This is a genomic window from Acidovorax sp. NPDC077693 (assembly GCF_044542805.1).
Taxonomy (GTDB): domain Bacteria; phylum Pseudomonadota; class Gammaproteobacteria; order Burkholderiales; family Burkholderiaceae_C; genus Acidovorax.
On sequence record NZ_JBITVD010000025.1, the window covers coordinates 40,371 to 59,405 of the forward strand.

The 19,035-nt window shown below is 68.6% G+C and carries 19 protein-coding genes; 14 read left to right on the forward strand and 5 right to left on the reverse strand.

Annotation, left to right across the window (positions count from 1 at the left end; all coding sequences use genetic code 11):
• Window positions 1-69: 69 nt before the first annotated feature.
• The 3 genes from ACIGHN_RS26225 to ACIGHN_RS26235 all read left to right on the forward strand — a co-directional run bounded on the left by ACIGHN_RS26225 (window position 70) and on the right by ACIGHN_RS26235 (window position 4,324).
• Complete coding sequence (locus ACIGHN_RS26225) at window positions 70-621, forward strand: hypothetical protein (RefSeq protein ID WP_396507123.1); 552 nt, start codon at window positions 70-72, stop codon at window positions 619-621.
• Window positions 622-948: 327 nt separating this feature from the next.
• The gene (locus ACIGHN_RS26230) at window positions 949-3,087 is read left to right on the forward strand and encodes a TonB-dependent receptor domain-containing protein (protein ID WP_396507125.1); all 2,139 of its coding nucleotides are present in this window, start codon (window positions 949-951) and stop codon (window positions 3,085-3,087) included.
• An 874-nt stretch (window positions 3,088-3,961) separates the two neighbouring features.
• Window positions 3,962-4,324: a hypothetical protein gene (locus ACIGHN_RS26235; protein WP_056412345.1), complete on the forward strand. Its 363-nt coding sequence runs from the start codon at window positions 3,962-3,964 to the stop codon at window positions 4,322-4,324.
• Window positions 4,325-4,423: 99 nt separating this feature from the next.
• Here ACIGHN_RS26235 and ACIGHN_RS26240 read toward each other — a convergent pair whose 3' ends face one another.
• Both ACIGHN_RS26240 and ACIGHN_RS26245 read right to left on the reverse strand, forming a co-directional pair.
• Entirely contained in the window at window positions 4,424-5,206 is a 783-nt protein-coding gene (locus ACIGHN_RS26240; protein WP_396507127.1) for an SDR family oxidoreductase, read from the reverse strand.
• Window positions 5,203-5,532, reverse strand: a complete 330-nt coding sequence (locus tag ACIGHN_RS26245; RefSeq protein WP_396507129.1) for a nuclear transport factor 2 family protein — start codon at window positions 5,530-5,532, stop codon at window positions 5,203-5,205. The genes ACIGHN_RS26240 and ACIGHN_RS26245 overlap by 4 nt, the downstream gene beginning before the upstream one ends.
• Before the next feature lie 101 nt (window positions 5,533-5,633).
• Between ACIGHN_RS26245 and ACIGHN_RS26250 the strand changes: the two genes are divergently transcribed.
• The 7 genes from ACIGHN_RS26250 (at window position 5,634) to ACIGHN_RS26280 (ending at window position 11,541) form a co-directional block, all read left to right on the forward strand.
• Complete coding sequence (locus ACIGHN_RS26250; RefSeq protein ID WP_396507131.1) at window positions 5,634-6,566, forward strand: LysR family transcriptional regulator; 933 nt, start codon at window positions 5,634-5,636, stop codon at window positions 6,564-6,566.
• A gap of 95 nt (window positions 6,567-6,661) precedes the next feature.
• Entirely contained in the window at window positions 6,662-7,084 is a 423-nt protein-coding gene (locus ACIGHN_RS26255) for an MAPEG family protein (RefSeq protein ID WP_056166298.1), read from the forward strand.
• 13 nt (window positions 7,085-7,097) lie between these two features.
• Window positions 7,098-7,406 (forward strand): hypothetical protein, encoded by a 309-nt coding sequence (locus ACIGHN_RS26260; protein WP_396507133.1) that lies wholly within the window; start codon window positions 7,098-7,100, stop codon window positions 7,404-7,406.
• A gap of 132 nt (window positions 7,407-7,538) precedes the next feature.
• Window positions 7,539-8,240 (forward strand): response regulator transcription factor, encoded by a 702-nt coding sequence (locus ACIGHN_RS26265; protein WP_056412063.1) that lies wholly within the window; start codon window positions 7,539-7,541, stop codon window positions 8,238-8,240.
• The gene (locus ACIGHN_RS26270; RefSeq protein ID WP_396507134.1) at window positions 8,237-9,712 is read left to right on the forward strand and encodes a sensor histidine kinase; all 1,476 of its coding nucleotides are present in this window, start codon (window positions 8,237-8,239) and stop codon (window positions 9,710-9,712) included. Before ACIGHN_RS26265 ends, ACIGHN_RS26270 begins: the two co-directional genes overlap by 4 nt.
• A gap of 13 nt (window positions 9,713-9,725) precedes the next feature.
• A complete protein-coding gene (locus ACIGHN_RS26275; RefSeq protein ID WP_396507135.1) occupies window positions 9,726-10,823 on the forward strand; it encodes an ABC transporter ATP-binding protein in 1,098 nt (365 codons plus the stop codon).
• 31 nt (window positions 10,824-10,854) lie between these two features.
• Window positions 10,855-11,541 carry an HAD family hydrolase gene (locus ACIGHN_RS26280; protein WP_396507137.1) on the forward strand — a complete coding sequence of 229 codons (687 nt, stop codon included), beginning with the start codon at window positions 10,855-10,857 and terminating at the stop codon, window positions 11,539-11,541.
• Window positions 11,542-11,924: 383 nt separating this feature from the next.
• Here the strand turns inward: ACIGHN_RS26280 and ACIGHN_RS26285 are convergent, their stop codons facing one another.
• Window positions 11,925-12,467 (reverse strand): DUF1697 domain-containing protein, encoded by a 543-nt coding sequence (locus tag ACIGHN_RS26285; RefSeq protein ID WP_396507138.1) that lies wholly within the window; start codon window positions 12,465-12,467, stop codon window positions 11,925-11,927.
• A gap of 307 nt (window positions 12,468-12,774) precedes the next feature.
• Here ACIGHN_RS26285 and ACIGHN_RS26290 point away from each other — a divergent pair, with 307 nt between their 5' ends.
• Window positions 12,775-13,731, forward strand: coding sequence for an AEC family transporter (locus ACIGHN_RS26290; RefSeq protein WP_056166555.1), 957 nt, complete (start codon window positions 12,775-12,777; stop codon window positions 13,729-13,731).
• 66 nt (window positions 13,732-13,797) lie between these two features.
• On the opposite strand, the gene ACIGHN_RS26295 is transcribed toward ACIGHN_RS26290, so the two are convergent.
• Both ACIGHN_RS26295 and pdxH read right to left on the reverse strand, forming a co-directional pair.
• Window positions 13,798-14,358 carry a hypothetical protein gene (locus tag ACIGHN_RS26295; protein ID WP_396507140.1) on the reverse strand — a complete coding sequence of 187 codons (561 nt, stop codon included), beginning with the start codon at window positions 14,356-14,358 and terminating at the stop codon, window positions 13,798-13,800.
• A 218-nt stretch (window positions 14,359-14,576) separates the two neighbouring features.
• Entirely contained in the window at window positions 14,577-15,218 is a 642-nt protein-coding gene (pdxH, locus tag ACIGHN_RS26300) for a pyridoxamine 5'-phosphate oxidase (protein ID WP_396507141.1), read from the reverse strand.
• 115 nt (window positions 15,219-15,333) lie between these two features.
• Between pdxH and ACIGHN_RS26305 the strand changes: the two genes are divergently transcribed.
• From ACIGHN_RS26305 to ACIGHN_RS26315, 3 genes are all read left to right on the forward strand, one after another.
• The gene (locus ACIGHN_RS26305) at window positions 15,334-15,906 is read left to right on the forward strand and encodes a TetR/AcrR family transcriptional regulator (RefSeq protein ID WP_396507143.1); all 573 of its coding nucleotides are present in this window, start codon (window positions 15,334-15,336) and stop codon (window positions 15,904-15,906) included.
• 190 nt (window positions 15,907-16,096) lie between these two features.
• Window positions 16,097-16,558, forward strand: a complete 462-nt coding sequence (locus ACIGHN_RS26310) for a (2Fe-2S)-binding protein (protein ID WP_056166251.1) — start codon at window positions 16,097-16,099, stop codon at window positions 16,556-16,558.
• A 23-nt stretch (window positions 16,559-16,581) separates the two neighbouring features.
• Window positions 16,582-18,870, forward strand: coding sequence for a molybdopterin cofactor-binding domain-containing protein (locus ACIGHN_RS26315; RefSeq protein WP_396507144.1), 2,289 nt, complete (start codon window positions 16,582-16,584; stop codon window positions 18,868-18,870).
• Window positions 18,871-19,035: the final 165 nt, after the last annotated feature.

Below are 19,035 nucleotides of genomic sequence, written 5' to 3' on the forward strand. Positions count from 1 at the left end.
GCGGGCGTTCCGCGCCGTGCGCCTCGACTCACTGGCTGATTCGCTTTCGTTTTTGCACTGCATCTTGTCGTGACTTTTCCATCCCGCCCACGCCGGCACCTGCCATCGCCTGCCCATCGCAGCGCGGGGCAGGGTGCGCCTTGGCACATGCCGGGCGGTGTGGGCCGGTGGGCGGGCCGCCTGCAGACCCAGGCCCTGGTGCGGCTGGCGCTGGCGTGGCTGCTGCTGGCCCTGGTGGTGGTGCCGACGCTGGGGCGGCTGCACCAGGTGGCGCACGGCGGCACGCTGGACCGGGTGCATGCCGAGCAGGCGCTGGCGCACAGTGCGGCCTTGGCGTCTTCGTTGCCCTTGGCATCGGCAGCGACAGCGCCTGGCGCGGCAAATGCCGCGCCGCTGCCCGCTGCGTCCCACAGCCACGGGCTCTGGTCGCTGTTCCTGGGGCAGCACGCGCCCGTGGATTGCCTTTTGCTCGACCAGCTTGCGCTGGGCGATGCCCTGCACAGTGCCCCCGCGGCGCTGCCCGACGCGGTGCCTGCGCACGCACCGCCTGCCGACCATGCGCTGCGCACCGCCGCTGCGCATGTCGCGCTGTTCCAGGCGCGCGGCCCGCCTTCGGCTTGAGAAGCACCACGCTCCTGGGCTCATTGGCGTTTGGCCTAGCGTGTGTCCTATCCAGCGCCTGAGCCTTGTCGCCTGACCGCACTGCATGGCACTTGATCGGATGGGATCGCCGTGCAGCCGTAGGCGCGACCACGGGCCGCCGTTTATCGCGGCCGTCACTGCTTCTTCCTTCAGTTAACTCCTGATTTCATAGCTGCTAGCGCTTGACCATCAAGCGCTGGAGGCCATTTTTATTCATGGCTGCACGTCTATTGGTGTGCAGCCGCGCGCCGCACGCCTGGCCCTGCCATCGCGGTGCGCACCTGCCCGTTGCCAGCAAGCACCACCATGACACACACCCTTCTCGCCCCCCGTTCTGCCGCCCATCGCAGCCGCCCAGCCCTTCGTCCCGTGGCCTTCGCGGCCATGCTGGCGCTGTCGGGCTCCGGCATCGCGCATGCGCAGGCCTCATCTGCTGCGGCCCCATCGGCGCCGGTGTCGGCCAATACCGCGCCCAGCCTGCCGTCCGTCACCGTGTCTGCCAGCGGCCTGCAACTGGGCGCCACGGAGATGACCACGCCTGCGACCGTCTTGGAAGGCGACGAGCTCGTGCGCCGCCGCGAGGCCACGCTGGGCGAGACGCTCAACAGCGAGCCCGGCATCACCAGCAGCCACTTCGGCGCGGGCGCGAGCCGCCCCATCATCCGCGGCATGGACGGCCCGCGCGTCAAGGTGCTGTCGGATGGGGCCGAGCTGCACGACGCCTCCACCATCAGCCCCGACCACGCCGTGGTGTCCGAGCCCTTGCTGGCCACGCAGATCGAAGTGCTGCGCGGCCCGTCTGCCCTGGTCTACGGCAACGGTGCCGTGGGCGGCGTGGTCAACGTGCTCGACGGCAAGATCCCCACCGCCGTGCCGGAGAAGGGCTACGAAGGCAGCGCCGAGCTGCGCGCCAACACCGGCGCGCGCGAAGGGGCAGGGGCCTTTTCGCTCACGGGTGGTACCGGCAACCTGGCCGTGCACGTGGAAGGCGTCTCGCGCGACGCCAGCGACTACCGCGTGGGCAAGGGCTGGGCGCCCAACGGCGATCCCGCCCGCAAGGTGCTGGGCAGCTTCAACCGCACCGACACCGGCAGCGTCGGCCTGTCGTGGGTGGGCGACCGGGGCTACCTGGGCGCGGCCTACACCCGCCAGACTGCCAAGTACGGCCTGCCAGGGCACAACCACAGCTTTGAGGGGTGCCACACCCACGGCGACCACCTGCACTGCGGTGCCCATGCCGACGAAGGTGAGGAGGGCCACGACCATGACCACGGCGCGGAGGCCGGTGATGTGCCGGTGGTGGACCTGCGCAGCGAACGCTTCGACATCCGCGGTGAGCTGCGCAACCCCTTTGCCGGCTTCTCGGCGCTGCGCCTGCGCGCCGGCGTCACCGACTACGTGCACGACGAGGTCGAGGACGGCGCCATCAGCACCACCTTCAAGAACAAGGCCTACGACACCCGCATCGAGCTGCAGCACGAGCCCATTGCCGGCTTCAAAGGTCTGATCGGCCTGCAGACCTCGCAGCGCAAGTTCAGCGCCGAGGGCGAAGAGGCGTATGTGGAGCCCACCATCACCCGCAAGCTCGGCTTCTTCGCGCTGGAGGAATACCGCCTGGGCGACTGGCGCTTCGAAGCCGCCCTGCGCCACGACCGCCAGACGGCCGAGGCGCAGACCAGCGGCATCGAGCGCAGCCACAACGGCACGTCCGCGTCGCTGGGTGCGGTGTGGAAGTTCACGCCCGGCTACCAGTTGGGCACCTCGTTCACCCGCGCCAGCCGGGCTCCGTCGGCCGAAGAGCTGTACGCCCAGGGCCTGCACATGGCCACCAGCACGTACGAGCGCGGCAACCCCGACCTGCGCTCCGAGATCTCGCAGAACATCGACGTCAGCCTGAAGAAGACCAGCGGCGACACCACCTTCGGCGTGAGCGTGTTCCGCAACCGCATCAGCAACTACATCTACGGCCGCACGCTGGACGAGGTCGATGGCCTGCAACTGCTGCAGTACAGCCAGGCCGACGCCACCTTCACCGGCATCGAAGGCCAGGTGCGCCAGCGCCTGAACCGCCACTTCGGCATCACCCTGTTCGGTGACACCGTGCGCGCGCGCCTGGCCGGCGGCGGCCTGCTGCCGCGCATCCCTGCGACCCGCGCCGGCCTGCGCCTGGACGGCAACTGGAACGCCTGGGAAGGCCAGGTCGAATGGGTGCAGGTGGCCCGCCAGGGTCGTGTGGCGGAGTTCGAAACCGCCACGCCCGGGTACGGCATGTTGAATGTGGGCGTGAGCTACAGCGGCCAGTTCAGCGGCGGCACACCGTGGCAGGTGTATGTGAAGGCGAACAACCTGACCGACCGCCTGGCGTATGCGCACACCTCGTTCATCAAGAACGCGGCGCCGCTGATGGGGCGCAACGTGACGGTGGGGGTCAAGGTGGCGTTTTGATGGACGGGCCCGGGCGCCATGCGGGTTGGCAGCCCGCGCCCGGGCCGTGTTGACCAGGAATGGACGGGAAGTCTCGCCAGTTCATTCCAATTGTTAACAAAATTCAACTGTTTGCAATAACTGGATACAAGTCATAAAATCCTCGATGAAAACCCTGGTTTGAGACCCAGCACCTGATCAAAAACCGATCGTCCCCACGGCGTCCCGCGCCGGGCGTTGGGGGATCGGGCCACCCGGACACCCACCCGCGCCGCTGACGAAGCTTCGTGGGTGTCTGTCCGACGACATCCGGCACTGCCACATGGAGCGAGGGGATAGGTCCCCGTCCACCAACCCCGATGTCCAGATCAGCCACTTTCCCCCTTTATTACCGAGCCGACCGTCGATGCCCGTACCCGAAATTGCCGTCCTGGACCTGACTTCACGCATTGGCGGCTACGCGCTGGCCCAGCTCGGTGTGACCGGCACCACCGGCCACGGCGCCTGGGAAAAGATGCCACTGGGCGGTGTGGCGGGGTCTCCGGAGATCAGCTGGTACCGGCCTGCCAACGTGCCGGATCTGTCCCAGCTGCCAGCCCAGCCCGACGCCGTGGCCATCCTGGTGGGCCCCGGCGCCTTCACCATGCTGCCGGCGGTGCTGGCGCTGCAGCCGCTGCTGGACGCGCGGGCGGTGTGGTTCTTCCTGCTGCCCAACGCCGTGATGGAAGACATGGAGATCGCCAAGTTCCTGCGCACCCACCCGCGCGCAGGGGTTCACAAATACCAGTTGCCCAACAGCGACCCGCAGACGCTGTGGTTCGTGCTGATGGAGCAGGTGGGCAAGGTCAAGACGGTCAATGAGTATTTCAACGAAGAGAAAAAAGGCACAGACGGTATGAGTTCGAATCTGAAGAGTTCCATGGACGCAGCCATGACGATCGACGGCGCACTGGCCGTGGCGCTGGTGGACTACCGCAGCGGCATGTGCCTGGCGCAGGCCGGCAGCGGCATGAACCTGGACCTTGCCGCCGCCGGCAACACGCAGGTCGTGCAGGCCAAGCTCAAGACCATGGAATCCCTGGGCATCCGCCGCGGCATCGAAGACATCCTGATCACGCTGGCCGAGCAATACCACCTGATCCGCCTGATCCCCAACAACGAAGGGCTGTTCCTGTATCTGGTGCTCGACCGCAGCAAGGGCAACCTGGCCCTGGCCCGCTACCGGCTGACTGACCTGGAGCGGTCGCTGAAGGTTTGAGATCCCGCGTCTGGCCACGCCATCCGCAGTCCGCGTTGACTGGGCCGCAACATCGGCCGCTGTGTTGCCCCTTGCGATGCGCCCGCTACCGGCGCCCCTCTACACCGTCGGCACCGTGCCCCCATCGATGATGTGCTCCGAGCCCGAGATCGCTGCGGCCCTCGGCGAGACCAGGAAGGTGATCAGGTCTGCCACTTCCTGCGGCCTAGCTGGCCGGCCGAGCGGGATGCCGCCGAGCGACTGCATGATGATCCGTTGCCCGCCCGCGTAGTCGGTACCGGCCTGATCGGCCAGGCGCTGGGCCAGTGCCACCGAGGCCTCGGTCTCGATCCAGCCGGGAGCGACGCTCAGCACCCGCACGCCCTGGGGCGTGACCTCTTTCGACAACGCTTTGCTGTACGTGGACAACGCCGCCTTGGCCGCCGCGTAGGCGGTGGTGGATTCCGGCAGCGGCAGCAGCCGCTGGATGGAGCTGACGTGGGCGATGACGCCCGAGCCGCGGGCCAGCATGCCGGGCAGCAGGGCGCGGTCCAGCCGCACGGCCGGCATCAGGTTCTGGTTGATTTCGCTGAACCACTGCACATCGTCCAGCGCGGCAAAGCCGCCGCCCGGGGCGCTGGAGCCGCCCACCACGTTGACCAAAATATCGACACTGCCCCAGTGCTGCAACACCGATTGGGCGACTGTTTCCACGCCCTGCGCGGTGGTGATGTCGGCTGCCACATAGAGCACGCCGTCGGCCGGTTGCACAGGCACCGTGCGCGCGGTGGCCATGACCTGCGCACCGGCACTGCGCAGCGCGCTGACGACGGCGGCTCCGACCCCTTTGGTGCCGCCGGTGATCAGGGCGCGTTGCCCTTGCAGTTGAAGGTCGAAGCTCATACCGTGACCTCCAGCGAGGCGATCAGGCCACGCTCGAGGCGAAAGTAGTAGCGCAGGTCCAACGGGCTGCCAGGGAAGTTGCCCTCCACACGGCTCGTCACCACGTGCTGCCCGTGGTGCTGCTCCAGCGCCACAGGGCTGGCCGTGTACGTGTACTTGGCAGACGCTGCTGTGCGCCACGCCGCGATGGCCTCGCGGCCTTGGTGGGTGTGGCCCTCATCCTGGACGACGGCCCCTGGCGTGAAGCACTGGGCCAGGGCTTCGGAGCTCTGCCTGTCGGCCGCGAAATAGGCGGCGATGGGGTCGGGAAGGTGCAATGTGGTCATGGCGACAAACTCCTGAGTGGTGGAAGCCGTGAGATTGACGCCTCTGAAGAGTTTAGTGAATGGCCTAGAATCTGAATGAGCTATGTAGAAACGAATACACAATGCGTGGAGCGGAGTTTGCGGAACTGAAGGCCTTTGCCGCAGTGGTGGAGCGGGCGAGCTTTGCCCGGGCGGCGGAACACCTGGGCCTGTCGCCGTCGGCGTTGAGCCAGACCATCCGCCTGCTCGAAGCCCGCATGGGCGCCCGGCTGCTCAACCGCACCACGCGCAGCGTGGCGCCCACGCCCACGGGAGACCTTCTGTACGCGCGACTGGCGCCCTTGTTTCGCGACATGGCCGATGCCGTGGCCGAGGCCAGCGCGGCGGCCGGCCAGATGCGCGGAAAACTGCGCATCAACACCCTGGGCATGGCGGCCCGCCAGGTCATTGCGCCGCGGCTGGGGCGGTTTCACCGGGCGCACCCGGATGTGGATCTGGACATCGTGGTGGACGACGGCTTGAGCGATATCGTGGCGGGGCGCTTCGATGCCGGGATTCGCGTGGGCGGGCGGCTGGAGAAGGACATGATTGCCGTGCGCCTGACCCCGGACGTCCGCATGATTGCCGTTGCGTCCAGCGACTACCTGGCGCGACGCGGCGTGCCGCAGTCGCCCGACGACCTTCACCAGCACGCCTGCATCAACTGGCGCCTGCAGGCCGATGGCAGCGCCTACCGGTGGGAGTTCGAGCAGGCTGGAAAACTCGTGGAGGTGGCTGTGGACGGGCCTCTGGTCACCAACCATTCGGACCTGGGGGTGGCTGCGGCCCTGCAAGGGCTGGGGATCGCCTATTTGTTCGAACGCGAACAGATGGACGAGCACCTGCGCCAGGGGCGGCTCGTACAGGTCCTCGCCGATTGGTCCGTCACGCGTCCCGGCCTGTTTCTCTACTACTCGAACCGGCGGCACCCGTCGCTGGCCCTGGCCGCGTTGATCGACTGCCTGCTCGACAGGGAGCCACTGGCGTCCGAGCGCCCGTTCCAGGCTGGCCACTGATGCGGCGGGGTGCAGGCGCCATACCGCAAACATGCAGCTTGCCAACGCACAATCGCCGACACTGGTTTTTTGTCATCCCTTCGCCGCGCCCCATCATGTCCCACCTTTCCCACCTGTTGCTCTACCCCATGGCACTGCACGTCGCCCTGGCCACGGTGCTCTACATGCTGCTCACCGCAGTGCGCGCCCCGTCGGTCTGGGGCATTGGCCGCAGCGCCGATGGCTCCAACCCCTGGGCCGCGCTGGAGCGCAGGGTGAGCGCCAATCTCTCCAACCAGTTCGAGTGGCCGCTGTTTTTCTACGCCGCTTGCCTGGTGCTGTGGCAACTCCAGGCGGTCGACGGAGTGCAGCTTGCGCTGGCGTGGGTGTTCATCGCGGGGCGGGTTGCGCACAGCGTGGTGCAGGTGGGGACAACCAACGTGCGCTTGCGCGGTTTGGTCTTCACCATCAACTTTCTGGCGGTGCTGGGCATGTGGGGCTGGCTGGTGGCCGGGCAGTCCGGTCTGGTGGGCCGCTAGCTTGCAGCAGACCATGACATGCCAGCAGCTGCATGACTGGCTGGTGGCAACCGCAGTGCTGGTGCCGGAGCCGGCGGTCAACTCTGTGTCGCGCACCTACTTCTATAAAACTGTGGAGTGGCATCCGGCGCGCAGTCCCCGCGTGCTGCGTGTGCTCTTCGGTGCCGACGGCCAGCCCAACTGCATCCAGCTGTGTGCATCGTCCGACAACAACAATGCAGTGCTGATCGCGGGCCCGTTCAGTACCGAGGGCCTGTCCGAACGCGTAGCTCAGGAGATTGCGCGGGTGCGGGAGCGGCTGGGCGATTCCAGCGGCGGGTAGTGCACCGTAGCAGGCCAACCGGTGGCCTTGTCGTGCATCTCATCTGGTCCACCCGCTTTCGACTTGCTTTCACCCACCCTTGGTGAAAGCACAATGGCAGCCCCTGTGCGCACGCGGCATGATCCCCTGCTTATGAAACTCCTCCTGGTCGAAGACGATTTTGATCTGGCCGGCGCCCTGAGCCGCAGCCTGGCGGCGCGCGGCTTCGAGGTGCTGTGCTGTGCGGACGGCAAGGAGGCGCTGGCGGCCGCCCGCCGCACGGTGTTCGACGTGATCACGCTCGATTTGTCGCTGCCCGGGCTGGACGGCCTGGAGGTGCTGCGCCGCTTGCGCGACGGCGGCAGCACCACGCCCGTGCTGGCGCTCACGGCCCGCGCGGCGGTGACGGACCGGATCGCGGGGCTGGAGGCGGGCGCCGACGACTACCTGGCCAAGCCGTTCGACCTGGACGAGCTGGTGGCGCGCCTGCGGGCGCTGACGCGGCGGGTGGGGCGCGACGGGCAGTTGCGCTGCGGCACGCTGTACCGCGAGCCCGGCAGCGGAGTCTTCTACAACGACGCACTGCCGCTGGATTTGTCGCAGCGCGAGGCCGAGCTGCTGCGGCTGCTGATGTCCCGCGTGGACCGGGTGGTGAGCAAGGAAGAGCTGCGCACACAGGTGTTTGCCGACACGGGCGAGCAGCAGGTGCAGGCCGACGCGGTGGAGGTGGTCGTGCACCGCCTGCGCAAGAAGCTGGTGGGCACCAATGCCGAGATCGTGACCCTGCGCGGCGTGGGCTACCTGCTGTGCGACGGCGACAGCATGGCCGCGCAAAAGGGCGGGGCGCCCCGGTGACGCCCAGGCGGCGTCGGTGGGGTGCGTGGCACGGGTCGCGGCGCTGGCAGCCGCGCGGCGGCTCGCTGCGGCAGCTGCTGGTGGTGTGGCCGCTGGCGGCGCTGTGGGGCCTGGTGGCGCTGTTCACTGGCGCACATGCGGTGCAGCAGATGCGCACCAATGCCGACTGGCAGGACAACACCCTGCGCGTGGCCCTGCTGGCCTGGCCGGCGGGGCAAGGCACCGACAACGACGCCGATACCGGTGCGCCAGCCTACGCCACGCCATCCGTCCGGCCGCAGTGGTTGCGCGAGACCCGGCTGGGCGGCGAGCGCCTGGCCGGCAGCGCGGCGGTGCCGCCCTTGCTGTCGGTGCACGAACTTGGCGCGCCCGGGCAGGTGCACTTCTACCTGGCAGAGATCGACGGCCAACTGGCCCGCGTGGGCGCCACGCTGTACCGGCCCGCAGGGGTTGCCGCCGGCGGCGAGCCCGTCGTGCGGCAAGTGGCGCGCCGCTGGAACGAGCGCCTGCCCACCGTGGGGCAGATGCTGGACAACCCGGTCTTGCGCGCCGTCTACGCCCTGGCGCTGGCGATGAGCGCCGTGTCGGTGGCGCTGGCACATGTGGCGTCGGCCTGGCTGCGCCGCGCGGATGCGTCGCTGGAGCGGCCGGCGGGCGCGGCCGTGGCGCCGTACGAAGGGCCGTCGGAGCTGGCGCCTGCCGTGGTGCACCTGCGCACGCTGCAGGCGGGGCAGAGCCGCTGGATCGAGGAGCAGCGGCGCTTTCTGGCCGACGCCACGCACCAGCTGCGCACCCCCATGGCGGTGCTGCGCACGCAGCTGCAGTCGGCCATCCATGGCGACGTGTTGCCGGCCGACGCCTTGCAGCAGATGCTGCACACGGTGGACAGGGCCTCGGGCCTGGCCAACCAGTTGCTCAGCCTGAGCAAGGTGGAGCAGCTCAAGCGCATGGGCGAGCTGCCCTGCGTGGACCTGAACGCCGTGGCGCGCGAGGCGGTGATGGAGCTGGCACCGCTGATCGCCGCCAAGCGCCTGGACTTCGCGCTGGAGGGGCCTGACCTCTCGGTGCCCGGAGACGCTGCCTTGCTGGGCGAGCTGATGCGCAACCTGCTGGCCAACGCCATTCACCACACACCGGCGCACGGCCGGCTGGGCGTGCTGCTGCGCGACAGCACCGGCTGGCGCGAAATGCTGGTGTGGGACGAGGGCCCCGGCATCGAGGACGGGGTGCGCCAGCGCCTGTTCCAGCCGTTTTCTGCGGGCAAGGGCGGCGTGGGCCTGGGCCTGTCGATCTGCAAGCAGATCGCCGAGTCGATGGGCGCCGAGGTGACCCTGTTCAACCGGCAGGACGCGGGGCGGGTGGTGGGCGTGGATGCACTCGTGACCTGGGGGCCGTCGGCGGCACCGGGGGACTCGGTCGCCACGCTGGCCCCGGGCGGCCTGCCCGCAGCGCCAGGCGCCGCGCCTGCCTGAGGAAACCACTGCAATGACCCTGTCTTCATTCCCACCGCCCCTGGCGTCCCACGGCATCGAGTTCCAGGGCGTGTGCAAGCGCTTTGGCACCGCCGACAGCGACCCGCTGGTGGTGGACCACATCAGCTTTGCGGTGCCCCGCGGCACGCTCACCACCATCCTCGGGCCGTCGGGCTGCGGCAAGACCACCACGCTGCGCATGATCGCCGGGCTGGAGTCGCCCACGGCCGGGCGCATTTTCATCGACGGCCACGACGTGACCACCCTGGGCCCGGCCCAGCGCAATGTGAGCCTGGTGTTCCAGAGCTATGCGCTGTTTCCGCACATGAACGTGATCGACAACGTGTGCTATGGCCTGCGCATGTCGGGCCTGGGCAAGGCCCAGGTGCGCGAGAAGGCGCGCGCCATGCTGGACACCGTGGGCCTGCACGGGCTGGACCAGCGCCGGCCCGCGGAGCTGTCGGGCGGCCAGCAGCAGCGGGTGGCGCTGGCCCGGGCGCTGGCGCTGGAGCCGGCGGTGCTGCTGTTCGACGAGCCGCTGTCCAACCTGGACGCCCGCCTGCGCCGCGCGATGCGCGAAGAGATCCGCACGCTGCAGCAGCGGCTGTCGCTCACCGTGGCGTACGTGACGCACGACCAGAGCGAGGCCCTGGCGGTCAGCGACCAGATCATCGTGATGAACAAGGGCGCCATCGCCCAGCGCGGCGCGCCCAGCGAGCTGTACGAGCAGCCCGCGTCGGAGTTCGTGGCCGGCTTCATGGGCGAGGCCATGCTGTTCGAGGGCGCCAACCAAGCCAGCCAGCCCCCCGGCGGCGCCCCGGGCCATGCCGACCTGGGCCCGCTGCGCGTGCCGTCGCCGCCCTCGCTGGCCTCCGGCCCGGTGAAGATCGCCGTGCGCCCCGAGGCCTGGATCATCGGCCCGGCCACCACGGCGGGCCTGGCCGCCCGGCTGACCAAGCGCACCTACCTGGGCAGCATCATGGAATACACCTTTGCCAGCGCGCTGGGCGAGATCTTCGTCGTCTCGCCCCTGGTCAAGGCGCCACTGGATGTGGGCGCGCCGGTGAGCCTGACGCTGGCGGACCACGGCGTGTCCGTGGTGGCTGGCTAGACCCGCATGAACTGCAACAACGAACCCTGCAATGACTGAGCCCATCCCCCTCGTGCCCGCCCACCGCGCGCCCTGCACCGTGGCGATTTTTGATCTGGACAACTGCCTGCTGGACGCCCGCGCCATGGGCACGCTGTTCGAGTCGGCCTTTGTGGCCATCCGCCAGGCCAACCAGGGCACTCTGTCGCCCGAGGTGCTGGAAGAAGCCATTGGCGAGTGCTGGTACACGGCCTTCGACCTGGTGGCTGAGCGCTTCGGCTTCAGCGCCGCGATGCGCGACGCGGGCTGGCGGGAGTTTTGCCGCATGGAGATGCGCCCGCCGCTGTCGGGCTACGCCGACATCGGCCTGTTGCCCGGTTTGCCGGTGCGCAAGTACCTGGTGACCAGCGGGTTTCGGCGGCTGCAGCAGAGCAAGATCGACGCGCTGGGCATTGCGCCCTGGTTCGAGCGCGTGGTGATCGACGCGATCGACGAGCACGGGCCGCACGGCAAGGGCCGCATCTTTGCGGACATCCTGGCCCAGGAAGGGTGTGCACCCCGGCAGGTACTGGTGGTGGGCGACAACCCGCTGTCCGAGCTGGGCGCGGGGCGCGCGCTGGGCATGGTGACGGTGCAGACCGTGCGGCCGGGCGTCAGCCCCTGGGACGGGGCCGACCACCAGGTCATGGGCCTGGAAGGGGTGGCGCGGCTGCTGTCAGCGGCGCCGGCACCGCAGTAACGGCTGGGCGCTACCGGCCGGGCCGCGCTGGCCGCAGCGTCAGCAGCGTCAGCAGATGGCCGAGAGCGAGTCCACGATGTGCTGCTGGCGCCGGGTCAGCGCCGCGTAGCCTTCGCGGATCAGCCGCTTCACGGCCGCGTGGATCTCAAGTTCTGTGTACAGCATGGAGCCCTCCGGATGTCGTGGTGTACGCCCGGCTCCACCGCCCGTCACCAACGGGGGCAGGGAAGGGCGCCCTGTGCGCGCTGGCCTGTGCCGGTGCCGAAGCGCCCAGGGGGCGGGCCGCGGCAGGCGCCCAGTCAGCCCCGCCAGCTTGCCAGCCTGCGCGCAGGGCAAACGGCCGAGGAGACAGGCAAACCCCGGGCAGTTCGTTCCACGGGCGGTCACGCATGGCGCTCCAGCAGCCGGCACAGCGTGCCCCAGGTGCGGGTGGTGGCGGGCAGGCCGAAGAGCTTCTCGGCCCACACATTCGGGCTGCCCATGGTCAGGCCGTGCGCGTGGCTCACCGACAGCAACGCGATGTCGGTGTACAGCAGCACCTGCACATCGCCGCGGGCGTTGCTCTGCGGCAGGCCGGGCACCACCTGCGCGTCGTCGTGCAGAAAGGTCACGTAGAAGTCGTACACGGGCGGGCTCTTGCTCAGGCCGGTAAACGGGTCGCGGGAGCGCAGGGAGAGCAGGCCGGGCATGTCGCGCAGAAAGACGGGCTCGTCGAACCCGCGCTCGTGCACCAGCATCGCCTGCACCGCCCGCAGGACCTGGCGTGCGGGCCGCACACCGCGTGCGGTGAAGGCCACCGTGCCGTTGGTCTGGAACGATGCCGCCCCGCCCGCGCCGGCCCGCGTGAAGATGCTCTCGAGTTCAGCGCGCGACGGCGCGGCGCCGTGGCCCAGGTTGAGGTTGCGAAAGAAGGCGGCGAACTTCATGTCGATGCACGCTGTGGCGGATGCTGGCTGGCACTATAGGGCGCTCCAAAGCGTGTTGCACCTGTGGCGCCGGCCCCTTCAGCGGGCGGCGCATGCGGGCCTGTGGGTGGCTGCATGCCCGGGTGAATGCCAAAAACTGAAGAAAAATGGCACCTACCGCTTGATGGGATTGCGGGAGCAGCTATTCAATTCATAGCAAAGGCTGTGATGCACCTGCGGCAGAGGCCACAATACCGGCCGCGGCCACCACCGGCCGCGCTGTCGTCCACCCCTTTGCCGGCCGCCCCAGCGCGCCGTGCCGCCCATTGTGAACTCGCCCGTCGTCACCTCGCTGCTTCCCGTCATCCTGTTCATCGTCATCGGCTTCTACACGGGGCGGCGCGGGTGGATACGGGCCGAGGCCGTGAAAGACCTGGCCAACCTCGTGTTCATGGTGCTCACCCCCGCGCTGCTGTTTCGCACCATGAGCTCGGTGCATGTGCAGGACCTGGACTTCGGGCCCATCGCCATCTACTTCGCAGCGGCGATGCTCGTCTTTGGCGTCACCATGGCGGTGCTGGGCTTCTCCAGCCTGGCGGCGGCGCGCGCGCTGGCCAACACCTTCAGCAACACCATCATGATCGGCGTGCCGCTGGTAAGCCTGGTGTTTGGCGAGGCCGGGCTGGTGACGCTGTTCACCCTGATCTCGGTGCACGCACTCATCCTGCTGACCGCCGCCACCGTGGTGTTCGAACTGGCCTCTGCGCGCGAGCATGCGGGCCGCGCCGGGGGCACGCAGCAGGCCATGTGGCGCACCGTGCTGCAGGCGGTGCGCAACGGCATCGTGCACCCGGTGCCGCTGCCCATCATCGCGGGCCTGCTGTTTGCGCAGACGGGCCTCGCCATCCCGGCCGTGGTGGACAAACCCATGCTGCTGCTGGGCCAGGCGCTCGGGCCCATCTCGCTGCTGCTGGTGGGGGTGACGCTGGCGTTCACCAAGGTGGGCCACCATTTCAAGGCGGCCCTGCGCATCGCGGTGGTCAAGTGCGTGGTGCACCCGCTGGTGCTGGTGGCGCTGGCCTGGGCACTGGGCCTGTCGGGCATGCCGCTGGCGGTGATGATCGTGGCGGCGTCGCTGCCGGTGGGGGCCAACGTGTTCCTGTTCGCCCAGCGCTACCAAGTGGCGGAGGACGAGGTGACCGCCAGCGTGGCGGTGTCCACGGCGCTGGCGCTCATCACCATGCCGGTGGTGATCCTCGGGGTGACGAAGTTCTTCGCCGTGTAAGGCGCGGCCGGCGCAATGGCTGCCTGTCGGCAGCAAGGCCAACCGGCCGGGCCGGTGCGTTGCGCCTTACCGGGCCGCGTAGGGCAGCGACGAGTGGTGCACCACGATGCGCAACTGGCCCGCATCGTCCTTGGCGAAGCTCCAGGTCTTGTCCACCGTGGTCACCGTGCCGTCGGGCCCGGTGAAGCGCACGTTGCCCATGGTCATGGCCACGTCGCCAGAGATGTAGACCGCAGCATTGTCGACATCGCACTTCTTCCAGCCCTTGAGCGCAAAGCCGGTGTCGTTGGGGTAGCTGGGGTTGCCGCCCACAAAGTACGCCAGCGCGCCGGCGCGGTCGGTGCGGAAGGTCTGCGGCGCTACCGTGAGCGTGGGCTTGAACAGCACGACGCCGAACTGGTAGCCGTAGGCGCTGTCGATCACCTTGGCCGCGAGCGCAGTGGCGGCAGCGACGCCGTCGCGCTGGTGGACGGCACTGATGTCGAGCAGCGCCTTGCACCAGTTCTGCTGCGCGGTCAGCACTTCGGCCTCATTGATCGCGTGGTTGACCACGGGTGTCTTGGCGTGGGCTTGCAAAGAAGCGGCGGTGACGAGGAGAGCGGCCAGTGCCAGGCGGTTGATTTTCATGGAAGTTCAATGGTTGTGAGTTGTTGACGCCGACTGCGAAGTCAGCGGTTCCCATTGAACCGGGCAGGGGTGGACAGAACGTGATGCGCCCATGAACCGCGACGAAGCGGGACATGAACGGAAGATGAACAGGGCCCCCCGCCCTTGGGCTCCCGTACGCTCCCGTGCGCTCCTGTGTGCGCCCTTGGCGCGCCCCGGGTGGGGCGGCCAGGCCTCGCTCAGGGTGCGAGGCGCTCCCGCACCCACTCGCCCTGGTCCAGGCGGTAGCGCAGGCGGTCGTGCAGGCGGCTCTTGCGGCCCTGCCAGAACTCCCACTGCTCGGGCTGGAGGCGGTAGCCGCCCCAGTGCGGCGGGCGCGGCGGCTTGAGCAGGAACTGCGCGCCGTACTTGGCCGCATTGGCCACCAGCACGCTGCGGCCGGGGATGACCTGGCTCTGCGGGCTGGCCCAGGCGCCGATGCGCGAGTCGAGCGGGCGGCTGTGAAAGTACGCGTCGCTTTCCTCGTCGCTGACCTTCTCCACCGTGCCTTCGATGCGCACCACGCGCTCGAGCTCCACCCAATGGAACTGCAGCGCGGCGAACGGGTTGCCACCGATCTGGCGGCCCTTGCGGCTGTCGTAGTTGGTGAACCAGACGATGCCGCGCTCGTCGTAGCCCTTGATGAGCACGATGCGGGTGCTGGGGCGCAGGTCGCTGCCCACCGTGGCCAGCGTCATGGCGTTGGGCTCGGGAATCTCGGCCTTGATGGCCTCTTGCAGCCACTGGTCGAACTGCTGCAGCGGCGCGGCGTGCGAGGCGTCTTCGTTGAGTTCTGCGCGCTCGTAGCTCTTGCGCAGGTCGGCGATGGAGTGCGTGGTCATGGCAGCGATTGTGCATCGCCCGTACCATCACGCCTTGCGCTACGGCAGGCGTTTGCGCCGGGCTCGGCACCCGCTGGTTGTGGCCGAATGATTATTCGCTTATAGTCGCCCCGCCATGAAACCCAAGGACGATGAGAAACAGCGCGCCATTGCGCAGGCCACCTTCGACCTGGTGGCCCGCACGGGCCTGAGCGGCCTGACCATGGCCGAGATCGCGCGGGCCGCGGGCATTGCCACCAGCACGCTCTACGTGTACCACCCGTCCAAGGACGAACTCATCAGCCAGCTCTACCAGGACGCCAAGACCGTGACGGCCACGCGCCTCATGGAGGGCGTGCTGCCCGACATGCCCTACCGCGCCCGCGTGCGCCGCAGCTGGTGCAACCTGCTGCGCCACCGGCTGGACCAGTATGCCGAGGTGGTGTTCCAGGAGCAGTACTACAACTCGCCCTGGTTCACCGACGGCAACCGCGAATTCTCCACGCGGCTGATGGCCGGTTTTTTTGCCCTGATGGCCGAAGGGCAGCAGCAAGAGATCCTCAAGGCCGTGCCGGTGCCGCTGCTCACGGCCAGCTTTGTCGGCTCGGTGCGCGAGACGGCCAGTCTGATCCGATCGAAGTCGCTGCCCGACGACGACGCCGTGCACCAGATGGCGTTTGGCCTGTGCTGGGATGCACTCAAGGCATGAAGGCCCTGGCCGCCCGTGAATGCAATGCGCAACACCGCCCCGACAGCCTGACCGCCAGCACAAACTCAGAATTTCGGATTTAATCGAATAAATATTCTCTTAAAAAAAACGAGAAAACCAAGCGGCGATACAGCCGCACCTGATTGCGCCGTCTTTTGCAGGCGCTGACCTTCACCCCTGGAGTCCCACGATGCCCACCCTGAACATCAATGGCAAAGACACGCCCGTCGACGCCGACGAATCCACCCCCATCCTCTGGGCCCTGCGCGACACGCTGGGCATGACCGGCACAAAGTTCGGCTGCGGCCAGGCCTTGTGCGGTGCCTGCACGGTGCACCTGAACGGCGCGCCGATCCGCTCGTGCATCACGCCGATCTCGGCAGCGGCGGGGCAGAAGATCACCACCATCGAGGCCGTCACGGAGAGCGACAAGGTGGGCAAGGCCGTGCACGCGGCCTGGGTCAAGCACGACGTGGCCCAGTGCGGCTACTGCCAGAGCGGCCAGATCATGAGCGCCACCGCGCTGCTCAAGGGCAAGAAGAAACCGAGCGACGCCGACATCGACTCCGCCATGGCCGGCAACGTGTGCCGCTGCGGAACCTATGTGCGCATCCGCGCCGCCATCCACGACGCCGCCAAGACGCTGGCCTGACCCAAGCACCGAAGGAGAACACCATGCATTTCGACCCTCAAGTGGTAGAGGCAGCGCGCAGCAGCATGCCAAAGAACCTTCTGGCGCTCATGGACAGGGCGCAAGGCGCTACTGATTCAGGAGCAGACGACGCCATCGACGGTGCCGGCGGCTTTGCACGCCGCACCTTCCTCAAAGTTACCGCAGCCTCCGGGTTTGCGCTGGGCGCCTTCCCGCTGGCGGCCACCGCGCAGGGTGCGGCCGCAGCGGCACCCGCCGGGCTCAAGCCCTTCGAGCAGCCCTCGGCCTTTGTGCGCATTGACGCTGATGGCACCGTCACCGTCACCATCAACCGCCTGGACTTCGGCCAGGGCGTGCAGACCGGCCTGCCCATGATCCTGGCCGAAGAGCTGGACGCGGACTGGTCCAAGGTGCGCAGCGTGCATGGAGACGCCAACCCCGCCTATGTGGACCCGGCTTTCGGCATGCATATCACCGGCGGCTCCGGCTCCATCAAGAACTCGTACACCCAGTACCGCGAACTGGGCGCGCGCACCCGGGCCATGCTGGTCGGCGCCGCTGCCGCGCAGTGGGGTGTGGACGCATCGGCACTGCGCACCAGCAACGGCTTTGTGGTCGGCCCCGGCGGCAAGAAGCTGGGCTACGGCGCGCTGGCCGAGGCCGCGATGAAGCAGCCCGTGCCCGAGAAAGTGGTGCTCAAGGACCCCAAGCAGTTCCGCCTGATCGGCAAGCCCACGGGCCGGCTCGACGCCAAGGCCAAGTCGAGCGGCCAGCAAAACTACGGCATCGACGTGCGCCTGCCCGGCATGCTCACGGCCGTGGTGGCGCGCCCACCGGTGTTCGGCGCCCGGCTCAAGACGCTGGACGACTCGGCGGCCAAGGCCGTCAAGGGCGTCAAAGCCGTGCTGCGCGTGCCCACCGACCGGGGCGGCGAAGGCGTGGCGGTGGTGGCTGACGGCTATTGGGCCGCCAAGCAGGGGCGCGATGCCCTGAAGGCTGAATGGGACAACAGCGGCGTCAAGCCCACCGACTCCGCGCAGCAACTGGCGCAGTACCGCGAGCTGGCCGCCAAGCCCGGCCTGGTCGCCATGCAGGCAGACACGGGGCCGCTGGCCAGCGCACCGCACAAGATCAGCGCCGAGTACGTCTTCCCGTACCTGGCGCACGCGCCCATGGAGCCGCTGAACTGCACCGTCAAGCTCGACGGCGACAAGGCCGAACTCTGGATGGGCACGCAGATGCCGGGCCTGGACGCCATGGCCGCTGCCAAGACGCTGGGCCTTGAGCCGCAGAACGTCAAGGTCCACACCCAGATGGCCGGTGGCGGCTTCGGCCGCCGCGCCATCCCCACCAGCGACTACGTGGTGGAAGCCTGCGGCGTGGCCAAGGCCGCACGCACGGCGGGCATCACGGCCCCGGTGCGCACGCTGTGGAGCCGCGAGGACGACATCAAGGGCGGCTACTACCGCCCCATGCACGTGCACCGCGCCGAGATCGGCTTCGACGCGCAGGGCAAGATCCTGGCGTGGGACCACACCATCGTCGGGCAGTCCATCACCAAGGGCTCACCGTTCGAGGCCTTCATGGTCAAGAACGGCATCGACGCCACCGCCATCGAGGGCATGAAAGAGCCCTACAACGTGCCCATGAAGCTGTCGGTGCACCACCCCGAGGTGAACGTGCCCGTGCTCTGGTGGCGCAGCGTGGGCTCCACCCACACCGCCTACGCCATGGAAACGCTGATCGACGAAGTGGCCCGCACCACCAACCAGGACCCGGTGGCCTACCGCCTGGCGCTGATGGGCGACAAGCACCCGCGCCACAAGGCGGCGCTGCAGCTGGCCGTGGCGCAGTCGGGCTACGGCAAGAAGAAGCTCGCCGCGGGTCGCGCCTGGGGCGTGGCGGTGCACGAGTCGTTCCAGTCGGTCGTGGCCTATGTGGTCGAGGCGTCGGTCAAAGACGGTACGCCCAAGCTGCACAGCGTGACGGCCGGCGTGCACTGCAACCTGGTGGTCAATCCGAAAAGCGTGGAAGCGCAGGTGCAGGGCGGGGCGCTGATGGGCCTGTCGATGTGCCTGCCGGGCGCGGCCATCACGCTCAAGGATGGCGTGGTGGAGCAGAGCAACTTCGGCGACTTCGCCGTGCCGCGCATCACCGACATGCCCCAGGTGGCCGTGCACATCGTGCCCAGCGCCGAGCCGCCCACGGGCATGGGCGAGCCGGGGTTGCCGCCGCTGGCGCCGGCGTTCGCCAACGCGGTAGCGCGGTTGACCGGGAAGACACCGAGGGCGTTGCCGTTTCAGTTGGCGTGAGAGGGGTCCAAGCGCCGGGCCGGGAGCGAATAGGCGGCCGAGTCTTTCAGGCGTCAGGTGGCCGCGCGCCCGGCGCGCCACCCTTTGTCCAAGGTGCGCACGCTGGACAGACGGAGGGACACACCGCCGCCCCCGCGGCTGGATTCAGCCGCCTGCCCCGTACGC